Source organism: Sutterella megalosphaeroides, from assembly GCF_003609995.1.
Taxonomy (GTDB): domain Bacteria; phylum Pseudomonadota; class Gammaproteobacteria; order Burkholderiales; family Burkholderiaceae_F; genus Sutterella; species Sutterella megalosphaeroides.
This window is the reverse complement of record NZ_AP018786.1, coordinates 2,116,925-2,137,664: the sequence shown is the minus strand read 5'-3', so window position 1 is coordinate 2,137,664 and position 20,740 is coordinate 2,116,925. Positions and strand designations below refer to the sequence as shown.

18 protein-coding genes are annotated in these 20,740 nt (G+C 58.4%); 13 read left to right on the top strand and 5 right to left on the bottom strand.

The window, feature by feature from the left end; all coding sequences use genetic code 11:
- Nucleotides 1-13 precede the first annotated feature (13 nt).
- From S6FBBBH3_RS08485 to S6FBBBH3_RS08475, 3 genes are all read left to right on the top strand, one after another.
- Nucleotides 14-1,816, top strand: a complete 1,803-nt coding sequence (locus S6FBBBH3_RS08485; RefSeq protein ID WP_120177334.1) for a [FeFe] hydrogenase, group A — start codon at nt 14-16, stop codon at nt 1,814-1,816.
- Between the two features lie 91 nt (nt 1,817-1,907).
- On the top strand, nt 1,908-2,900 hold the full coding sequence (locus S6FBBBH3_RS08480; RefSeq protein WP_120177333.1) for a malate dehydrogenase: 993 nt from the start codon (nt 1,908-1,910) through the stop codon (nt 2,898-2,900).
- Nucleotides 2,901-2,922: 22 nt separating this feature from the next.
- Nucleotides 2,923-3,912, top strand: coding sequence for a LysR family transcriptional regulator (locus S6FBBBH3_RS08475; protein WP_120177332.1), 990 nt, complete (start codon nt 2,923-2,925; stop codon nt 3,910-3,912).
- On the opposite strand, the gene ttdB is transcribed toward S6FBBBH3_RS08475, so the two are convergent.
- A complete protein-coding gene (gene ttdB / locus S6FBBBH3_RS08470) occupies nt 3,900-4,523 on the bottom strand; it encodes a L(+)-tartrate dehydratase subunit beta (RefSeq protein ID WP_120177879.1) in 624 nt (207 codons plus the stop codon). The genes S6FBBBH3_RS08475 and ttdB overlap by 13 nt on opposite strands.
- Entirely contained in the window at nt 4,520-5,419 is a 900-nt protein-coding gene (gene ttdA / locus S6FBBBH3_RS08465; protein WP_120177331.1) for a L(+)-tartrate dehydratase subunit alpha, read from the bottom strand. The genes ttdB and ttdA overlap by 4 nt, the downstream gene beginning before the upstream one ends.
- Nucleotides 5,420-5,807: 388 nt before the next feature.
- Between ttdA and S6FBBBH3_RS11125 the strand changes: the two genes are divergently transcribed.
- From S6FBBBH3_RS11125 to S6FBBBH3_RS08450, 3 genes are all read left to right on the top strand, one after another.
- The gene (locus S6FBBBH3_RS11125) at nt 5,808-6,431 is read left to right on the top strand and encodes a DUF3592 domain-containing protein (protein WP_170143902.1); all 624 of its coding nucleotides are present in this window, start codon (nt 5,808-5,810) and stop codon (nt 6,429-6,431) included.
- Nucleotides 6,432-6,587: 156 nt separating this feature from the next.
- A complete protein-coding gene (locus tag S6FBBBH3_RS08455; protein ID WP_120177330.1) occupies nt 6,588-8,564 on the top strand; it encodes an FAD-dependent oxidoreductase in 1,977 nt (658 codons plus the stop codon).
- 186 nt (nt 8,565-8,750) lie between these two features.
- Complete coding sequence (locus S6FBBBH3_RS08450) at nt 8,751-9,677, top strand: LysR family transcriptional regulator (protein ID WP_120177329.1); 927 nt, start codon at nt 8,751-8,753, stop codon at nt 9,675-9,677.
- A gap of 75 nt (nt 9,678-9,752) precedes the next feature.
- On the opposite strand, the gene S6FBBBH3_RS08445 is transcribed toward S6FBBBH3_RS08450, so the two are convergent.
- On the bottom strand, nt 9,753-10,178 hold the full coding sequence (locus S6FBBBH3_RS08445; RefSeq protein WP_120177328.1) for a rhodanese-like domain-containing protein: 426 nt from the start codon (nt 10,176-10,178) through the stop codon (nt 9,753-9,755).
- 651 nt (nt 10,179-10,829) lie between these two features.
- On the opposite strand from S6FBBBH3_RS08445, the gene S6FBBBH3_RS08440 reads away from it, so the two are divergent.
- Nucleotides 10,830-11,183 (top strand): hypothetical protein, encoded by a 354-nt coding sequence (locus S6FBBBH3_RS08440; protein WP_120177327.1) that lies wholly within the window; start codon nt 10,830-10,832, stop codon nt 11,181-11,183.
- Between the two features lie 36 nt (nt 11,184-11,219).
- Here S6FBBBH3_RS08440 and S6FBBBH3_RS08435 read toward each other — a convergent pair whose 3' ends face one another.
- Nucleotides 11,220-11,969, bottom strand: coding sequence for a class I SAM-dependent methyltransferase (locus tag S6FBBBH3_RS08435; RefSeq protein ID WP_120177326.1), 750 nt, complete (start codon nt 11,967-11,969; stop codon nt 11,220-11,222).
- Between the two features lie 124 nt (nt 11,970-12,093).
- Nucleotides 12,094-13,659 (bottom strand): carboxylesterase/lipase family protein, encoded by a 1,566-nt coding sequence (locus S6FBBBH3_RS08430; protein ID WP_170143901.1) that lies wholly within the window; start codon nt 13,657-13,659, stop codon nt 12,094-12,096.
- 174 nt (nt 13,660-13,833) lie between these two features.
- Between S6FBBBH3_RS08430 and cas3 the strand changes: the two genes are divergently transcribed.
- From cas3 to cas5e, 6 genes are read left to right on the top strand one after another with little or no spacing between them, the layout of a single operon-like run.
- Nucleotides 13,834-16,281, top strand: coding sequence for a CRISPR-associated helicase Cas3' (cas3, locus tag S6FBBBH3_RS08425; protein WP_120177877.1), 2,448 nt, complete (start codon nt 13,834-13,836; stop codon nt 16,279-16,281).
- A 48-nt stretch (nt 16,282-16,329) separates the two neighbouring features.
- Nucleotides 16,330-17,787, top strand: coding sequence for a type I-E CRISPR-associated protein Cse1/CasA (gene casA, locus S6FBBBH3_RS08420; protein ID WP_120177324.1), 1,458 nt, complete (start codon nt 16,330-16,332; stop codon nt 17,785-17,787).
- The gene (casB, locus tag S6FBBBH3_RS08415) at nt 17,784-18,311 is read left to right on the top strand and encodes a type I-E CRISPR-associated protein Cse2/CasB (protein WP_120177323.1); all 528 of its coding nucleotides are present in this window, start codon (nt 17,784-17,786) and stop codon (nt 18,309-18,311) included. Before casA ends, casB begins: the two co-directional genes overlap by 4 nt.
- On the top strand, nt 18,311-18,931 hold the full coding sequence (cas6e, locus tag S6FBBBH3_RS08410) for a type I-E CRISPR-associated protein Cas6/Cse3/CasE (RefSeq protein ID WP_120177322.1): 621 nt from the start codon (nt 18,311-18,313) through the stop codon (nt 18,929-18,931). The genes casB and cas6e overlap by 1 nt, the downstream gene beginning before the upstream one ends.
- 10 nt (nt 18,932-18,941) lie before the next feature.
- Nucleotides 18,942-19,973, top strand: a complete 1,032-nt coding sequence (gene cas7e, locus S6FBBBH3_RS08405) for a type I-E CRISPR-associated protein Cas7/Cse4/CasC (RefSeq protein ID WP_120177321.1) — start codon at nt 18,942-18,944, stop codon at nt 19,971-19,973.
- Complete coding sequence (cas5e, locus tag S6FBBBH3_RS08400; protein ID WP_120177876.1) at nt 19,966-20,673, top strand: type I-E CRISPR-associated protein Cas5/CasD; 708 nt, start codon at nt 19,966-19,968, stop codon at nt 20,671-20,673. Before cas7e ends, cas5e begins: the two co-directional genes overlap by 8 nt.
- Nucleotides 20,674-20,740: the final 67 nt, after the last annotated feature.

The following is a 20,740-nucleotide window of genomic DNA, read 5'->3' as shown; positions in this document are numbered from 1 at the left end:
CAGGGAGAACCTCATGCAAATCTATTTGAACGGCCGCCCCGCGGCCTGTCGCGAAGGCGAAACCGTGCTCGAAGTGGCCCGGCGCGAGGGCGTGCGGATTCCGACCTTGTGCGAATTCGCCGCGCTCAACCACCGTCCGGGGACCTGCCGCATGTGTCTCGTCGACGTCACGACCGCAAGCGGCCGTCAGACGCTCGCGACCGCCTGCACGAGCGCGGTCGAGGACGGAATGCGCGTCGACACGCGCTCCGAACGCGTGCGCCGCGCGCGTCGCTTGCAGGCCGAACTTCTTTTTGCCGACCACTGCGAGCGATGTTCGGGCTGTGCGCGCCACGGTCGGTGCGAACTGCAGCGTGCGGCCGAAGAAACGGGGCTCGATCTTTCGCGCCTCTCGGGCCGTCTCACCGACCGCACGACGGTCGACCGCTCGGCGCCCGCCCTCGTTTTTACGGCCGACAAGTGCATTCGCTGTCTGCGTTGCGTCGAAGTCTGCCGCCAGGTGCAGGGCGTCTCCGCCATCACCTTCGAAGGCACGGGGTGTGCCTCGAGCGTGGGTTTTGACGGCGGACTCTGGGGCGACTCCGACCGGTGCGTGCAGTGCGGGCAGTGTTCGCTCGTCTGCCCGACGGGCGCCATCGCCGTCAAGGACGAAACGGACCGTTTCCTCGACTACCTCGCCGACCCCGACGTCGTTACGGTCGTACAGATCGCGCCCGCCGTGCGCATGGCCTTTGCCGAAGCCGCCGGGGCGCCCGCGGGACGCAACCTCGAAGGGGAAATCGTCGCGGGCCTCAAAAAGCTCGGCGCCGACTTCGTGTGCGACACGCGGTGGTCGGCGGACGTGACGATTCTCGAAGAGGGCACCGAACTCCTCCATCGCCTCGAGCACTCCGAAGGGCGCGTCGACACGATGTTCACCTCCTGCTGCCCGGGCTGGATCAATCACGTCGAAAAGAGTCATCCCGACCTTTTCCCCCACGTCTCCTCCACCCGCTCGCCTCAGGCGATTTTCGGCGCGCTTGCGAAAACCTATCTGCCGCGCGTGAAAAAGCTCGATTCCGCCGCGATCCGCGTCGTCTCGATCATGCCCTGCACGGCCAAAAAGGACGAAGCAGCTCGGCCGCAACTTGCGCGCGAGGGCGTCGCCGACGTCGACCTCGTTCTGACCGTGCGCGAATTGGAGCGGCTCTTTCGCACCCAGGGGATCGATCCCCTCGCGATCGACCCCGCACCCTTCGACTCCCCCTTCATGACGGAAGCTTCGGGCGCGGCGCAGCTCTTTGCGACGACGGGGGGCGTGATGGAAGCGGCTTTGCGTACGGTGTGCGCCCTTGCGGGCTCGCCCCGCGCGCTTCCGCTCCGGTTCGAACCGGTGCGGGGGCTTGCGGGCGTCAAGGAAGCGCGCGTTGAGACGGAGCGCTTCGGAGAACTCCGCGTTGCGGTCGTGCACGGCTTGAAGAACCTCGGTCCGGTACTCGACTGCGTTCGCGAGGGGCGCTCGCCCTGGCACTTCGTCGAAGTGATGGCGTGCCCCGGGGGCTGCATCGGCGGGGGCGGCACCGCGCGCGGCGACAACTGGACGCGCACCCTTCCCGTTCGTCAGCGCATGGTCTACGAGGAAGACGATCGCCTCGCCGTGAAGCGTTCGGACGAAAACCCGGACGTCGCGGCCCTCTACCGCGACTACCTCGGTCGGGCGGGAAGCGACCTCGCGCACGAACTCCTTCATACCGACTACGAAAACCGCCGGAGCGCTCCGAAGCCCTTGCGCTTCAAGGAGCTTGAAACCAAAATCAAGCTTACCGACAAGCGTTGAGCTGCTCGAAGCACGTCACGGCACTCCGACCATCACCAGTCCCGCGCCGCTCGCCCGAAGACGAGCGGCTTCGCTCAAAGGAGAGCATTCCATGGAAACCACGAAAAAAACCGTTCGCGTGGCCGTCACGGGCCCGGCCGGCCAGATCGGCTACTCGCTTCTTTTCCGCATCGCTTCGGGGGCCATGCTCGGGGCCGACCAACCCGTGGAGCTGCGGCTTCTCGAGCGCGCCGAGTCCGCGTCGAGCGCCCGCCTTACGGGCACCATGATGGAGCTCGAAGACTGCGCGTTCCCGCTTCTTCACGGGCTCTCGGCCTTTCGCGATCCGGTCGAAGCGTTCCGCGACGCGGACTACGCGCTTCTCGTAGGCGCCCGTCCGCGCGCACCGGGAATGGAGCGCGCCGATTTGCTCGAAGCCAACGCCCGGATTTTCATGGAGCAGGGGCGCGCCCTCAACGCCTCGGCCTCGCGCGACGTGAAGGTGCTCGTTGTGGGGAACCCCTGCAACACGAACGCGATGATCGCGATGAAAAACGCACCGGATCTTGCCGCGCGCAATTTCTCCGCCCTCATGCGGCTCGATCAGAATCGCGCCGAAGCGCAACTCGCGAAAAAGCTCGGCTGTCGCGTGGCCGACATCGAGCGCGTTGCCGTTTGGGGGAACCACAGCCCGACGATGGCGGCCGACGTCTCGTTTGCGACCGCGAAGGGCGAACCGGTGGCGGGGCGCCTTGAGGCCGCGTGGCTTGCCGACGAGTTCGAACCCGTCGTCGCGAAGCGGGGCGGCGCGATTCTCGCCGCGCGCGGCGCGAGTTCCGCGGCTTCGGCCGCTTCCGCCGCAATCGACCACATGCGCGACTGGGCGCTCGGTTCGGGCGAACGCTGGGTGACGATGGCGGTTCCCTCCGAAGGGGAGTACGGCGTTCCCGAAGGGATGGTGTTCGGTTTCCCCTGCCGCACGGAAAACGGCGTGGCGCGTCCCGTTGAGGGTCTTGAGATTTCCGAAGCGCTTCGCGCCCGGATCGAGCGCAACGTCGCCGAACTCGCCCTTGAGGCCGAGGCCGTGAAGGCGTTTCTGCCCTGAGCGACCTTTTCGGACGACGCTCGTGGCCGAATCGACCGTACGGATTCTCGAAACGCTTGCCCGTTCGGCGAGCATCACCCGCGCGGCGCGGGAGTTGGGGGTCACGCAGTCGGGTCTCTCGCAGACGCTTGCCCGCATCGAGCGGGCCTGGGGATTCGAAGTGCTGGATCGCTCGTCGCGGCCGTTGAGTTTGACGGCCGCGGGCGAGCGCATTCTTCGGGCCGAACAGCGCATCGAGCGCGAGCGCGATGAATGTCGACGCGAGCTTGCCGACCTGGCTTCGGGCGTGCGCGGGACTTTGCGGCTCGGGGTTTCCGAATTTCGCGAAACGATCCTGCTTGCGGACGTGCTTCCTGCCTTTCGACGCGCGTACCCGGACGTCGAACTTGAACTCGTCGAGGGGACGACGGCCGAACTCGAGCGCGCGGCGCGCGAGGGACGTACCGATCTTTCCATTCTCGTCGAACCGTCGGATACCTCGGACTTGAAGCTCACGCCCTTGTTTCGCGAGCGGTTTCTGCTTGCCGTCGACCCGGAAAACCCGGTGCTCGACGGTTGGCTCCCTGAGCGGGACGCCGACGGGCGTGCGCACTTTCCGTTCTCGCGCCTGGACGGTCGCCCCTTCATCCGCATGAAGCCCGGACAGCACTTGCACGACGTCGCGCTCGAGCTTCAACGCCGTACGGGTGCGACCCCTCGGGTGGTTCTTGAGAGCGAGTCGCTTGCCGCGGCGCTCGCGCTCGCCGCGGCGGGTCTCGGTGCGACGATCGTTCCCGATACGCTCGCGCGCCGTACGAGCGCCGAGATACGGTTTTTCACGCTCGAACCCGACATGCCCGAACGCGTCGTCTATGCAGCGTCTCGCATGAGCCGCTACGTTTCGAAGGCGGCCGAGGCATTCCTTGCGGTGATGCGAAAGCATTCCGAAGCGGCCCCGGCGGAGAACGAAAAGGCCGCCCGACATACCTCTCGGACGGCCTTGAAAAAGCGCTCGGACGCTCAGTCGAAATAATCGACCTTCTCCGAGATTTCACGGACGATCGGCTGCTTGCGTTCGGCAAACGTCCGCTTGTTTTCCTCGAAGAGATTGCCGCCCTTCGTGTCGATCGAGACGATGAGCGGACCGAACTCGTGAACGCGCATCACCCACATGGCTTCGGGCATGCCGAGTTCGGGCCAGTGGAGTGCCGTCACCTCTTCGACCTTCGAGGCGGCCAGCACCGCGCAGCCGCCCGGGAAGACGCAGTGCAACGCCTTGTGCGTGCGGCACCCTTCGACCGTGCCCGCACCCATGCCGCCCTTGCCGACGATCACCTTCACGCCCGTTTCGGCTATGAATTCGCGCTCGAACTTTTCCATGCGCATCGACGTGGTCGGGCCGATCGAAACGACCTTGTAGCCGCTGCCCGAGTGTTCCTCGGGCGGGCAGGGCACCATGATGGGACCCGCGTGGAAAATGGCGAGACCGTCGAGGTCGACGGGCAGCTTGCGGCCCTGCTTCACGAGGCGCATGTGCGCGTCGTCGCGCGCCGTGACGAGCGTGCCCGTAAGATAGATCACGTCGCCGATGCGCAGGTCTTCGATGTCTTCGGCCCGCACGGGCGTCGTCAAAACTTTTTTCAACATAGAGCCCCCTTGTGCGTAAGAACCTCGAAGGAGAGGTCGCTCTTGAAACGAATGGCCGCGCGGCGATGCGCCCAGCAGCCCGTTTGCACGGAAACCGCCAGGCACGACGGATGACGGGCCGCGACTTCGACGTTGACGCCCATCACGGTTTTGCGCCCCGTAAGGCCGCCCGGGCCGATGTCGAGGCGGTCGAGCCCCTCGGCGAGCATGCGCTCGAATTCGGCTCCGCGCGCGTTGTCGATGTGCGAGCCTGCCGGGCGCATGAGCGCGCGCTTGGCGAGCGTGGCGGCCACGTCGACCGAACCCGCGATGCCGATCCCGAGCAAAAGCGGGGGACACGCATTGACGCCCCGCTCGCAGATCGTGTCGAAGACGAACTCCACGATCGCCTCATAGCCTTCAACGGGCATCAACACCTTCGCCGCGCCGGGCAGCGAGCAGCCGCCCCCGGCCATATAGCCGTAAATCGTGCATTCGTCCGAATCGGGGACGAGTTCAAGGTCGATCCAGGGGATGCGGACGCCAACGTTGTCGCCCGTATTTTTCTCGTCGAAAATCTGCACGGCGTTGTGGCGCAACGGGGCGCTCGTCGTCGCACGGCGCACCGCCTCGCGCAGGCACGCTTCGAGGCCGTTCCGAACGGGAAAGTCCGCACCGAGCCGCACGTAGTACTGAATGACGCCCGTATCCTGACAGCAGGGCACGTCGCGCTCGGCGGCCATGGCCAGGTCCTCGAACATGGCGTCGTAAATGAGCCGGGCGATGTCGGAGGTTTGTTCCTCGCGAAGCCGCTTGAGTTTTTCCATGACGTCGTCGGGCAAATGTTTGCCGAAATACGCCGTAAATTGCGCCATCACGTCGGTGAAGCGCTCTTCTTCCGGGGTGAATGTCATCGTGTCTTTCCGGTCGTGCGGCCGGTGTTGCCCGACCGCGGTCGTGAATGGGAAAGGCGCCCGAGACGCTAAGGGCTCGGTACGTCGGAGAAAAGCGTACCGAGCCGGGGGCATGCAGGAAAAGGTCGCAAAGCTTCTGATTGCAAGAAGCTCGAACTTATGGGCTGCTTTGAAAAACCGCGCGCCGCCCTCGCAACGTGCGAAGATTAGGCATCGACTTTTTTCGTGCTTCCCCGCAGAGCTCCTCGCAATGAAATTCACCCTGACGCTCATCGGCCTTTTGCTTTTTTTCGGGTTCGCCTACCTGCAGGCGAAGGCTCGGCGCGGTCGTGCGTCCAAGACTCCGCAGGCGACTCCCCGCTTGCGGGACGATCGAAAGAGAAAACCCATGTGGATGCCCGCCCTGTTTTACGTTGCCTCGTGTCTCTTTGTTCTCCTCGGTATCTACGGGCTGCTTTACGGAGCGCAGCTCGTGAAGACCGACCTTACGCTCGCGCGCTCGGGCCTTACCGCCGAAGCCGAAATCGTGCGCGTCGACGTCGAGGAGCGGCGCTACCGCCACGACGACCGCGAAATGACGCGGCTCGTCTATTACGAAGTCGTTCGTTACGAACCCGAACCGGGTCGCACCGTAGAAGCGCGCTTTCTGACGTCGCGCGAAGAGGGTGACGTCCGAAAGCCGGGCGAGACGGTTCTCGTACGGTTCGATCCCGCGAAGCCCTCCATCGTCGTCGAGGCGGGGAGTCGCCGCGACCTTGTCGCGGGGATTTTGACGACCGTCTTTTCCGGGTGCGTGATCCTCGCGGCGCTCTTTTTCGCGATGAAGGGAAGCACGATGTTGCGCGCCGAAGGCCGCGCGGGCTTTTGGGTGTGGATCGCCCTCACGGTGCTTGTTTCGCTCGTTCTCGCGCGCGGCGCCATCATGGCCTCCGACCGCGTTGCACGGCTCTTTTCGGGAGATGCTCATGTTTCGGCGCTCGACGGTGGCGAACGTGACGGGGCGCTGAAGTAAACAATTAGCTTCGAAGCCTGAAAAGCGCGAACGAGTGCGTTCGCTTTCGGCGAACGGGGCGAAAAAACTTCCGCGGGGTGCGGCGCAACCGCATCGTATGATCGTTGAAACCGGACTGTGAAAACGTCCGGTCGACCACACCCAAGGAGAAGTTTCATGACCGCATTGACTCGTCGCAATCTTTTGCGCGCCGGCGTCGCGACCGGAGCGGCTGCCGCCGCTTCGCTGTTGCATGCCGCCCCCGCCCGAATTTACACGCCCGGTACGTACACGGCGAAAGCCTCCGGCATTGCCGGAGACGTAACCGTCACGATGACGTTCGATGCGAATCGAATCACCGACGTCGTGATCGACGCTTCGGGTGAGACCCCTTCGATCGGGCAGGCCGCCGCAAGCAAACTCAAGGCTCTGCTCATGGAAAAGCAAACCGCATCGGTCGATGCGGTCTCGGGAGCTACCGTCACGTCGGACGCCGTCTCTCGCGCGGCTGCGAAGTGCGTCGCGCAGGCGAAGGGCGAAATTCCCGTCGAGGTCGTGAAGCACGACGCGAAGTCCGACGAGGCGGACTCCGGCGACTGGCTCGGCAAGCCTCCCTCCATCGATGAAAAAGACATCGTGTCGACGATCGAGACGGAGGTTCTCGTTGTCGGCTGCGGCACGAGCGGTATGTTTGCCGTGGCGTCGGCAGCAGAGCAGGGCGCCCGCGTCATCGGCATCGACCGATTTGCCGTCGGCACGGGCGTGCGCGAAGGCTTTGCCGCCATCGATTCGCGCTACCAGCAAAAGTGGGGAACGAAGATCGACAAGTTCGACTTCATCGCTTATGCGACGAAAACCGCGGGCGGGCACGTCGATCAGCGACTCCTCAAGACCTTTGTCGACCGCTCGGGCGAAGTCATGAATTGGTACGGCGACCGCCTGGCCGAGCGCGGCGTCGAACTTTGGCATGAAACGGTCGACTCTCCCGCCGAGTCGCGCTATCCGGCCTGGCCGTCGTGCCATACGCCGAAGTGGCCCCTGGCGCGCTGGGAGGACGAAAAGGGCGGCAAGCGCTTGAACGGCAATGCCGTGCTCTACGACTATGCGGTCAAGCACGGAGCCGAGTTTCACTACAACACCACGATGCTCAAACTCGAACGCGTCGACGGACGCGTAACGGGGTGCATCGCCCGCAATGCGGACGGCAAACTCGTACGGTATCGCGCGAAGAAGGGAACGGTGATCGCCACGGGCGGCTACTGCCGCAACTACGCGATGCTCGAAGCGCTTCAACCCTGGAACCTTCGTATCCTCGGCGGCAACAAGTCGATGCCGGGGGCACTCGGTGACGGGATCCGCGCCTGCCTCTGGGTGGGCGCCAAGATGGACGAGACGCACTCGATGGCGCAGTTCGACCGCAGCGCGTTGCGCCCGGACCAGGAGCCCGGCATCGAGGCGATGAAAAAGACCGACATGGGTACCTTCTGGCCGGGCAGTCAGCCGTGGCTCAAAGTGAATGCCGACGGGGAGCGCTTCTTCAACGAGTCGGGCACCTACGAAGGAATTCTTCACGCGGACGAGTATCAGAAAGGACACTGCCACTATTCGATTTTCGATGCGACCTGGACCGATTTCGTCCAGAAGACGTGCATGGCGGGCTGCGCCCGACTGCATCCGCACGCGAACGGAGCCCGACCGATTTTTGAGTGGCAGTTCATCGAGTCAACGGTTTTGCCGCAGCTGATCGACCAGGGGTTCGTTCAGAAGGCCGACACGATCGAGGAGCTCGCGCGCAAGTTGCATCTGCCTCCCGAGAAACTCGCCGCCACCGTGAAGCGCTACAACGAATTGGCGCACAAGGGCGTCGACGAAGACTTCGGTAAGGAAGCGTTCCGACTCGCCCCGCTTGAGAAGGCGCCTTACTACGGGGTGAAGAACGCCGGGTACTCGCTTTGTACGCTCGACGGCATTCAGATCGACACGCACATGCGGGCGATCGATACCGAGGGCAATTTCATTCCGGGGCTCTACGTGATCGGTCAGGACAGCGGATCGTTCTTTGCGAACACCTATCCGAATCTCATCGGCGGCTTCTGCGCGGGTCGCGCGGCGACCTGGGGGTGGCTCGTCGGTCGGGAATTGGCCGCGGTGTGAATCGCAACCGGGCGCACGTCGACCATGCGTCCCGACTCCGGCAGATGACACAAGGGCGCTTCCACGGGCGGAGCGCCCTTGTTCGCACCCGTCGCCCCGGTGCGTGAAAAAAGGCGATAATTTTCGATCATCCGGGCCAACTCTCCCGTCAGAGGAGGTCGACTTCAGTCAAATTCAGCCGAGTTTATGAAAATTCGTCAGATCAAGGCGTTTCTTGCTGTCGTGCATACCGGAAGCGTGCGTGCGGCAGCCGCCCGTCTCTCGCTGACGCAATCGACGGTCGCCAAAGCGATCTCCGGGCTCGAGGCCGATTTGGGAGCCGAGCTTTTCGACCGCGGTTCGAACGGGTTGCGCTTGAATCGGGCGGGCTTGGAACTTCTCCCCTATGCGGAAACGATCGCCACGAATTCGGATCGGGCGACCGCGGCGGTGGAGGCGATCGTGGCGGGCACGCGGCCCACGTTGCGGCTTGCGGTCACGCCCGTCTTGCAACCCGAGGTGCTCGCCGAAGCGGTCGGGCGTTTTCGCACGAGATTTCCGGACGTGAAAATCGTGTTTTCTAGCGGTTTCCTCTCGGACTGTCTGCCGCTCATCTTGACCGACCGGCTGGATCTCTCGCTTTTGCTCGTAGGGCGTTATCGACATCAGGAGCTCGGACGCCTCGTCGAAGAGCGGCTCTTTGAGGTCGATCAGGGCGTGGTCGCGCATCCGTCGCATCCGATTTTCGAGCCCGGAGCGGACCTGCGTCGTCTTTTTGCCGAAAGCGAGTGGTTGTCCACGGCTCAGGACGAGGATTTTCTGACGAGCGAGCTCGTGAAATTCGGTGCGGGCATGCCGAAGAGTCTGACCATATGCGACTTTTATGGGATCGACGCTCTCAAGGGAAGGCGTCGAACGTTGAGCCTTTCGCCGCTCAGTACGGCGGAGGACCCGCGGTACGAGGGGCGCCTGCAGGCACTGCCCAAGGAAGCATTCCCGCTTGCGCCGTTGAGCGTGTCGTTTTTTCGGCGCAAAGGCATGGAACTTTCGCCGCACGCGGAGTACATGCGCTTTTCGCTCCGAGAAGCGTTCGAGCAGTGGTTGCACGAAAAACCCAGACGATTTGTCCGGTGAGGAAAATAGAAACGAAAAGCCCGAACCGCCGGAGCGCTTCGGGCTTTTTTCAGAGATGTTAAAGCAAGTTAATGCTTACTTCACAAGGCCGAAGGGCCACTGGCTCGTTCCGTAGAAGTTATAGACGTGCTTGTAACCCGATTCAACGAGGATCTTCGAAGCCTTTTCGGCACGAACACCCGACTTGCACTGCACGAGCACCTTCTGGTTGAGGTCGGGGGCGGCTTCGAGCTTGACGCCGGGCTTCAGGGTCGAGAGCGGAACGTTCACGGCGCCCTTGACGTGGCCTTCGGCATATTCGTTGGGCTCGCGCACGTCGATCACGACCACGCCGCCTTCTTCCATCATCTTCTTCGCGACGTCGGGCGTGATCTTCTGGTAAGCGGGATTTTCGTAGGTGAGCGGCGTGGCGGGCTGCGGGTTGACGGGTTCCTGAGCGTAGACCGAGCTGCAGAGCATGGCAACGGCCGAGAAAGCCGCGGCGGCGATACGAAGATTCATAGTCGTTCCGGCGCTTCGACGACGCGCACGCAGGTGCGCGGAAAGCGCCGCCTCCTTTGAAGGGAATGGTTGGTACAAGTTCGGTGATTTCCGTTTTCCGAGTATTCGGAAAAGAAGCGGCGCAGGCAGTCGCCCGTGCGGGCGGCGGTCAGGTCTGCGCGCGACCGAAGGACTACCTTACCGCGTCGAGTGCCAATTCGGGGTCGGGAAAAACACCAGTCGGGGAACAATGCCGCAAACAGTCTGTTCGGAGGTGTCTGACTTTGAATGATGCTCGGATGAACATTCGACACTGCGAAGACGTCTTTTCCAACGGCGAACTTGCTCGTTTTATATGTCGACGGTTGGGGGCAAATCCGGGGTGAGAAAAATAATCGATGGTTTTCCTGGAAAAATCCGATGCCTGATCCAGAGGGGCGAGTCGGAGATTTTGATATTCGGTAAAACTTTCGGAGAGAAATTCTGTTATGTCCAATAATATGGGTCAGCCGGGAGACCTCACGGGGATTTCGGAGAAGCCATAGAAAGCACCTATGACTGAAAAAGTTTGACTGCAAGGTCGGCAATGCAGACGGATCGGGCTCTTTGTTGTATTCCGTCCGCGAAGCGACTACGTTGAATGTGAGTATTCACTCAAAAAAAGGAGGGCGAATGATCTCGAATCGACGACGACTTCTCACCGCTGCGGCCGCCGCAGTTTTCTCAACCCAAACCGTCCGAGCAGCCGAGACGGTGATCGGGACCATTCTCGAGGAGGTTTCCCGCGATCAGTTGCAGCGCTTTGCCGACGAGTATCGTAACGACTGGAAGCGCGATCGCGACGGGACTTATGAGTACCGCGGGCGCCGCTACAACGAGTCGGAGTGGGAGGTGTACTGGCGCAAGCGCTACCGTGAAGAAAAGCGCAAGGATCGCCGGGATCGCGAAGATGAAGTTCGCCGTCGCGACGAAGAGGTGCGTCGGCGCGACGCGTTGCAGCGTCTGAAGGACGCCGCGCAACGGTAAACCCGTTCGGTCGGCCGACTGAATGTCGGCCGACGCTCACGCAGGTTTATCGGCTCTAACAAGCAGCATCATCGGTCGGCGCAACTCATCGGCCAGTCGAGGGTCTGCGGCGACGGCTTCCGGAAGAGGCTTCGGTTCGACGACGTTCCGGAGCACGAATCCCGCGTCGAGGAGCGTTTGCAAGTAGGTACCGAGCGTTCGATGAACTTTGCGTACGCGGTTCCCCAGGAAGTTCGTTTCACGCGGTCCCTCGAATGCGTAGCGATCGACGGGAAAGTACTCGATTTCGCCCCCGGGTCCGTAAATCCAGTCTTGAGAGCCCTGCGCCGTGAAGACCGGATGTTCGACGTTGAAGGCGAAAGTTCCTCCGGGGCGCAACGTGTTGTGAACGACACGCACGAGTCCCGGATAGTCGTCGAGGTAGTGAATGACAAGCGACGCGAGTACGAGGTCGAAAGGACCGCGCCCTGGAAGCGCTTTCACGGCTTCGGGATCGTTCAGGTCGCACGGTTCGTACTCAATTCGAGGATCCGCATTTTCGGTGCGTGCACGCTCAAGCATGCGCTTCGAGGCGTCGAGAGCGAGAACGCGGCGTGCACCTTCTCTCGCAAAGTGCGCGGCGTGCCACCCGTAGCCGCAACCGAGATCGAGCACGTCAAGACCTCTCGCTTCGGGTAAAAGCGCATGCAGCGCGTGCCACTCGGGCGCGCCGGCAAGGCCGAGTCGGCTGCGCGGCATGGCTGCGTAGGCGGAGAAAAAGGCGGGATCGTCGTAGAGAGCTGACATGTTTTAGCGAGAACCGAACGCGATTTGAGGGGCGCGGAAAAACAATCGGGTGCGAGCCCGTTGTCGGACCCACACCCGAAGCGTAGCGCAAAGTCGGACGCCGCCGTGTGTCGTCGATCGACCTTTACGGAACGATGAGCGTCTTGCGCTCGAACGCCCACGGGTCGAGCACCGTACTCACTTCATCGGCAAAGCGACGCGTGGCGCGACATTCGAGGTCGAACGGTTCCCAGCCCGGGTTGCCCGTCTTCGCAAAGCGCACCCAAGCCCCGTGCATGGCGTCGGCCAACGCTTGCGGCGCGTCGGCGCCGTTGATCGCAACGGCAGTCGGGGCGGCGATGGTATCGAAGACGAAAGAAACGTCGCTCGAATGAGCGGCACCGCGCTTCTGCCCGGTCTTCCCCGTCACGGGGCTTTCCCATTCGAACGAATAAGCCCAAACAGGGGTACCGGAGATTGCTAGCGATTCAAGCAGTCGGTTGCAGGGCATGCGGAAAATAAGGTCGCCCTGCATGCGCGTGAAGACTTCGCCCGTCGTGCGGCCGTGGCCCGCGGCGCGGTAGTCTTCGGCGATGCTCGAAGGAAGGCCGAGGCTTGCCGTAAGCATCTTCACGGCGTCGTAGCCGATGCGGTCGATCGCGCCGTTCGGAACGACGTAATTGCGCCACTCTTCCTTCGTGCAACCCGAGATCACGCGAATGCCCGCAGCCGCTCCCGCGCGGATCGCGTCGACGGGGCGATCCTGCAGGATGTCGTGATCGACATAAGGCTTGAAGAGCGCCGTGTTGCCCTGCGAGAAAAGCGACCAGTCGGGGTCCTTCGAGAGTTGGCCGACCAACTTCTTGAAGGCGACGAGTTCGTCGTTGGTGAGCGACGCAAAGCCCGCGCGAGTGGGCGGAACGCCGAGAAAGTCGGCGAGACGCTTCGCAGCCTTGCGTGCATCGGCTTCGTTGCGCCACTGAGCGACGGCCGACGGACTCTGAATGATTGCCTGAGAGAAGAGACCTTTCGTTTTGGGCGAGGCGATGAGGCTCGTCGTGTGCGTGCCGCCCGCGGACTGACCGAAGACCGTGACGCGGTTGGGGTCGCCGCCGAAAAGCGCGATGTTGTCGTGTACCCACTTGAGGCCGAGGATCATGTCCGAGAGGCCGCAGTTCGCATCCCCGTCTTCGAGCTTCAAAAAGCCGTCGACGTTCACGCGGTAATTGAGCGTAACGAGTACGACGCCGTCCTCGGCGAAACGCGTGCCATCAAAACGGAGATCGTTGTTGTCGCAGTTCGTGGAGCCGCCTCCGGGAATCCACACCATGACGGGCAGATCCTTGCCGCCCGCGGGCGCCCAGAGGTTGAGTACGAGCGCATCACCCCCTCCGATCATCCCCGGGCCGTTGCGATCGGGTTGCAGGGGAATCGCCCCCGGTTTCGTGCAGTCGCGCACGCCCGTCCAGGGTTCGGGCGGAACCGAGTGGCGGAAGCGGCGTTCGGGCGTGTAGGGGTTCGCACCGAAGGGGACGTTTCGGAAGACGCGAATGCCGTTGCGAACGCTCCCACGGATTTTTCCCGAGGGCAGCGCGATGATATCGTCAGCAGCGCCGGTGCTCTCTACGGACGCGGGCGTCGCGGCACACCCCGCAAGCGTCGTTGCCAGCAGGGCTCCCGAAGTGCAAAGAAGGTTTCGGCGGGTGATCATGGGTTTCCTCCCTTGAGAAGATGTTTGGGAGGAAGTATCGCCTGCGGGGTTACGCGCGTAAGGGAGGAGCCGATCCCTCTTTTCGGTGCGTTGCAGCTCGTCGAGGGGGAGGCGCAATGCTTCGGTCGATGCGAGGCTACACTGCTTTGCAGACCTGTTACGGGGGGAGAGAAGATGAGCGTTCGAGAAGTGGTTCGGTTGTTTCCGGCAAAGACAGTTGAAACGGGCGGGAGCAGGCGATTGGGGATTTCGGTTTTGGATCACGGCTTGCTGACCGCGCGCGTGTGGCTGGAACTTCGTCGAGTGATGGGGCTTGAAAGCGTGATTCCCGAGGAAGGAGCGCTTTTGGCGGCTGCGCACGACGTCGGCAAAATGAACCCGTTGTTTCTGAAAAAGCTTCTCGATTCGTTGCCCGCCGAGAGCACCGAGGTGAAGCATTGGTCGGAGGTCCTTCGAGGATTCCCCACGGATCTCCAGGAAGTGCCGCATCCGTGCGTCAGTCGAACCGCGGTTGCAGACGAATCGGTGCGCGCGATCGGAGAGGTCGTCGAGCGCCACCACGGGTACGAACCAGCAGAGGCGGAGGACCCCGCCGAATACGTCGCGGCGGGCGGCAGGCTGTGGCAGGAGTATCGCGCGGAAGCGTTGGCTTGGTACAAGCACGAGCTCGGAATCGACAGTTTCCCGAGGCCGCCACGGTCAAAAGCTCGCCGTGCGATGCTCGACTTGTGGGCCGGGACGGTCACGTTGGCGGACTGGATAGCTTCGCAAGTTTCGGAGCCGCTCGAAGAAGCCGACGTTGCCGAAAAAGCAAGAGCGTTGGTGTCTCGGGCGGGGTTCGAGAAGATTCGCGTCGAAGGCGAGCTCGATTTCCGCGCCCTCTTCGGCTTCGAGCCGCGTGCCTTTCAGAAAGAGGCGGGGGAACTCTATGCCGGGCCCGGACTCTATATTTTGGAAGCGCCGATGGGTTATGGAAAGACCGAAGCGGCCTTGTGGTTGGCGTATCGAGCTCTTGCTGACGGACGAGCGCGAGGCATCTACTTCGCCATGCCGACACAGCTCACCAGTACGACGCTCTGGTCGAGGTTTGCTCGTGCGGTGAGAACAATGACGAGTAGCAATATTCCTGTAAATCTGGTTCATCAGGCGGCGCGTCTGCTTGAGGCTGCGATGGGCAAGGAGGCCGCTGCGGGCGGTGAGTGGGCGAGCACGCCGCGCAGAGCTCTTCTGGGCAATTTCGGGGTCGGTACGATCGACCAGTGTCTTTTGGCCGGTCTGCCGGTGCGATTCCATACGGTGCGATGGGCCGGCTTGGTTCCGAAGGTGGTCGTCTTCGACGAAGTTCATTCGTACGATGCTTATACGACGACGATTTTGCAGTCCGTGGTTCATACGCTTAGGTTGCTTGGGTGTACCGTCATTATTCTGAGCGCTACCCTAACACGGAGAGTTCGATACGAACTGCTCGGTGAAGAGGCGAAAGGCGTTGTCGAAGAAAACTCCGACGGTCCCATTCGTCTGACTGCGATGACCGAATCGTCTTACACCGTTCGAGTCTTGCCTTCCGAACGCAAGCTTGACGTGCATCTGCGCGTGACTGACGATCAAGCCGTCGTCGAAAAGGACGTTATTGCTCGTGTGCGTCGAGGCGAACGAGTTCTGTGGATTGAAAATACGGTCGGGGACGCTCAGGCTGTTTTTCGTCGTCTCTCTGAAGTCATCCCGTCCGGACTGCTTCACGGACGCTTCCGGCCTGTCGAGCGATTGTCGCTTGAGGAGAGCTGGACCGCAGCTTTTGCGCCGAAAGCCGAAGAACGCTCGCAAAAGGGGCTTTTGCTTGTGGGGACGCAGGTCTTGGAAATGAGCCTCGACTTGGATGCCGACTACTTGGTGACTCGAATTGCGCCGATGGATCATGTGTTGCAACGGATGGGGCGCCTCTGGAGGCACGAGCGCACCGTGCGCCCCTCGGGGTGCGCGATCCCGGGCATGACCGTTCTGGTGCCCGGGCCCGACGAGATCGCCCGCGGAGAGTTTGGGACATCGGGAGTGATCTACGCACCTTACGTACTCTGGAAAACCTACCGGGCTCTCGAGGCTCGGGACCGTATTTGCTTCCCTGACGATATTTCCGAGTTGCTTGAGACCGCGTACGGCAACGATGACGAGCTTCCCGAGCCGATTCGCAGATTGCTTGAGGACGTAGACGCGAAGCGGCTCCGGATGAGCGGCTCGGCGTTGGTGAAGATGAGTATCTCGGGCGGTTCGGATCGCGTCCCCTGCACGCGCTGGATCGAAGGGCCCGAGGACGAGCTTCTGATTTTGGATACGGAGTTCCCTGCCGAGAACGCATCAAGCGCGGAGTTGACGCTGTGGTGCGAAGAGCGGCTCGTGCGTACCCCTTTCGTCCTCGTGCGAGACGAGTTGCCGGAGCTGCCCGCCAAGCTCAGAAAGTTTCTCACCGAATCGCCACGATTCGGACGAAATCGCACGGCCGTAGGCCTGGCGGCCCCCGGCGGCGAGATCCGGGGCGTAAGGACTGTGCGAGGACGTTTGATCTATACCAAAAGAGAGGGCCTTTTCACGGAATTGTCGGAAGAGGAAGTTTGTGTGCGTCAGTGATTGACGCAATGAGGGGTAAAGTACTTCAAGAAATAAAAGGAGGAGCGCATGTTCTCTTTACTTACCAAGCCCTGGATCCCCGTGGCAGGGCGAGACCCGGTGTCACTGAACGAACTTTTCGAGAACGATGAGGCATATGAACTGTGCGGTCCGGTCGCGGATCAGCTGGCGTGCTTTCTGTTTCTTCGCGCATTGACGCAGCGTGCCTGTGAGGATGCCTTGGAGTATCGTGAAGATTGGCAGGATTTGACGTCGAAAGTGTTTCGTCGGAAAGTTCTGGATTACTTGCATAAACATGAAGCGCTTTTTGATTTGGAAGGGGAAAAACCATTTCTGCAGTATGTTGCTCTCCGTTCGATGAAGGCAGAAAAGAGCTGGAATTTGTCTGAATTGAGAGTTGGAGTTTCAACGGGTAATACAACAATTTTAACGGAAAGAGAAAGTTCTTCTCCTTTAACAGTTTCGGAACTAGTATGTAGTATCCTGCGTCTTGTCGCATTTCCATGGGGTGGAAAATATCACGACAAGTCAATCACTCTTCAGCAAGGATTGATTAAGAATAAAGCTACTGGAAGGGCATTGACTATAGGGATGTATGGGTATCTCCATAATTTTGCTTGGGCGGATGGTTTGGTTGAAACGCTTCGCTACAATCTTCTTACAAAAGAAGATATCGATAAAGTTAAATATATTAAGGGGATGGGGGTTCCAGCTTGGGAGAGATTGCCGGATGATGAGGGAGATTTTCGTTTTACACTGTACGAGTTTCTCTTTCCAGTATCCAGGTTCTTCTTGATACAGGGTGATAGAGTAATCGTTACTGATGGTGTGAGGCCAGACTTGAGCCCGGGAATGGTTCCGCCAAGTGTTTCTGTTCGGGAGTTCATGACGTCCAAGAAAAATAATAAAAGCAAAATTGAAACTCTAGACGCAAAGTGTTTCAGTTTGCCGTGGCGTCACATTGGTGAGATTTTGCCCTTTTATTCGAAAGAAACTAAAGGATGGCATTGTGTTCAAACTGAAGCGGTTCGTGATCGAAAAGGAAGAAAAGGCGTATGGTCATTGGGGATTCAGGTTAGCTATAAATCTGGTGATCAATACGTGACCGCTAACGATGGATTTGTATCTCAGGTTTTTAAATTTCCCGATGAAGAATCAAGTGCTGAGGTGGCTTATGCTCGGTATCATGTGGAGATGAAAAGGCTTGAGAAACTTGTTGGACTTCTTAGTAAGGCAACAAATAGTTATTGGAGTGATCTTCGTATTGGTAAAAATCTTCCCGAAAGAATAAAACAAGCCGAACAGAATTTCTGGTTCGAATGCGATAAGTTGAAGGATGAGCTTGAAATTTTGTGCGATACGGGGGACGTAAAAGCCTATCGTGCAAAGACAAGAGAATTAGTTGGAAAATCTTTCGATCGAATGTGTCCAAAAATTCCTGGTATTAAGAGGCTAGAGGCTTGGGCAAAAAATCGGCCTTTTTTGAAAACAAAGGATGCGAAATGAAATCAGAGAGCACTTCAAGTAATCGTGCAGCTGCTTTTGTTCAAAATATGATCGAGCTTTGTAAAAGATCGAACGGCGCTCGGTCGGCCTTGCGACGAGCAGCTAGCCAGGAACAGGAGGCATGTATTTACATGTATCTTTCTCCCTGGATCGATTTGACAGACAACAGAAAACGAAAGATCTATACTTTAGTTGCTAGTATGTTGGCATCTGAAAAAGATGTTGGCTCCGGTTCTTTATCTCTTGGAAAAGTACTTCAACTAGCAGTAAAAAAACGAATAAAAAAAGATGGCTCAAATAAAGAACCTCCATCGGATCCTCGATTTCGTCGTCTATTGGCCACAGATGGAGTTGATGACGCGCTTTTGGTGTTGCGTCCCATAATTCGTCTGATTCAAGCAAGATGCCCGGGGCAGCTGGATTATGTTTCGCTACTTCGTGATCTGGAATGGTATGACGAAAGAGTACGTATCCGATGGGCTCGGGATTTTTTCCGGACTGTTGAAGAACAGGAGGATATCTGATGCAACTCTATGCGACACAAATGATTCTGTCGCCTATGGCGCAAATTCGTTTGAAAGTGACAGATACCTATTCGTTGCATCGATTGGTCATGGATCTCTTCCCGCATCGCTATGATGGTCAAGGATCTGAGTTGCCCTCTGGTATCCAATGGGTCGATTGTGGAGAACATATTTTTGGCAGAGAAATTCGCATCTTGTCGAAAGTCTCACCATGTGTTTTAAACTTCGGAAACTCGGGGGTGGAGGATTGTAAGATAATCACCAATCCTATACTGGAATCTTTTTTTGATAAGGAGACTTATAGATTTTCGTTGGTAGCAAACCCTTTTGTTTGTAAAGGTTCCGGTCAAAGAATTCCTATTCGGGATGAGTTGGAAATCGGGAAATGGTTGGATATGAAAGCCGAAGGATCGGGATTTAAGGCAGTAGAAAAGAATGTTGATCGTATTAGGCCTCTGATTTTTAATAAAGGAAGAAATCGAATTACATTGCATACGGCGAGAATATCCGGTGTCCTGAAGGTTCAGGAAAAAGAGAAATTTATAGAGACAGTTGGACGAGGGATTGGGAGAGGTCGGGCGTGGGGCCTTGGACTCTTGCAGCTCTCACTGAAAATCTAAGGAGAATTGAATGAAACCTATTATTGAATTCCATATCATTCAGTCTTTTCCGGTTTCATGTCTGAATCGGGACGACGTTGGAAGCCCCAAGACGGTCACAATTGGTGGTGCGCCCCGAATCCGGGTGAGTTCGCAGTGTTGGAAACGTGCTGTTCGCACAAAGCTTCATGAGCTCGGTGTTACTCTCGGTATTAGAACGAAGAAAGTGGCTGAAGTCCTTGCTGCCAAATTGCAGGAAAAAACAGGGACTGAACAGAAAAAAGTGGCTTCGGCAATGGCCAAAATCCTGAGCGATGATACTTTGCTCTATCTCACGGACTCCGAGTACAATAAAATTGTTGACTGCCTGTTGGAGTGCAATCTTGATGTATCGAGTTCAGAGAAAAAGATCAAAGCTCTGTTGAAAAAACTTAGCGCTACGCCATATGACGGTCTCGACATTGCTCTTTTTGGGAGAATGGTTGCAAAGGCTGCTGAAATGAATGTTGAAGCAGCATGCTCATTTAATCATGCTTTTAGCACTCACAAGGCAGCTCCGGAGCTTGATTTCTTCTCGGGTCTTGATGATCTGAGGGAGGAAGATGAAGCTGGAGGCGGTCATTTGGGTGTTAATGAGTTCAGCTCCGCTACCTTCTACCGATATATTTCGCTCGATGTGCAGCAGCTTATTGATACGCTTGGTCTTGAAAAGAGAGAGGATATTGATTATGCTATTTCGAGTTTTGTAAAGGCAATATATTTGGCAGTTCCGTCGGCGCGACAGAAGACGATGGCTGCTTCTAGTGTTTGGGATTTTTGCCGCTGTTACATCAGGAAGGGGCAACCTTTGCAGTGCGCTTTTGACTCTCCGGTAAAACCTGGGAATGGCGGTGGCTATATTGAGCCGAGCATCAAAACAATGCTGAGTGAATTGGACTCTAAGGAATCTCGATGCGGTTCTCTTTTTGGTAAGAAGTCGTGCATCGATTTTGGCGAAGGAACTGAATGTCAGAATATTGATGTTTTGATCAAAAATATTCTGGATGCTGTGCATCATGACTAAAAGTCTATTGCTATGGCTGGAAGGGCCGTTGCAGAGTTGGGGGGATCGAAGCCTTTTCGGTTCTCGTGAAACTCTGCCGTTTCCGACAAAATCAGGAATAATTGGCTTGCTCTTCTGTGCAATGGGAAGAGGTGGAACACAAGAAGGTTCTCTTGAGGAACTTCGTTCATCTAAACTGGATGTCTATTGCCTTCAACGGAAGGATTCACAAGTTCTTCCAGCTGTCATTTCGGACTTCCATATGGTAGGGAATGGCTATGATGATAGAGATCCCTGGAGTTATCTTCGCATTCCTAAAAAATCAGATGGAAAAAAGGCCAATAATGGTGGTGCCAAGTTGACCCGGAGATACTATCTGCAAGATGCAGCTTTTGCTTGCATCTTAACGGTTCCGGAGAGATGGTCCATTGCCATGGTGAATGGGCTTAAGAATCCAAAATGGCCAGTCTATCTTGGGAGAAAAGGATGCCCACCTTCAGAGCCGATTTTTTCCGGTTGCTTTGCGACACCTGATGAAGCTAGATTAGGGCTAATAGAGCTTCTGAAAGAATCTTCTTGGATTCCTTTTGAGAAGATCACAGAGGATTGGAGTGGAGGTCATATCGGCGGGATGGTCTTGTATGACGTTCCAGTTACTTTTGGAATGCATAAAAAATATGCATCACGAAAAGTTATTCGGACCCCAATCGCAGAGGTTTGAGCTAAACCCTGGAGTACAGCCATATGGCAATATATGGTTCTTTCGCTAAAGAGTAATACAAGATCTT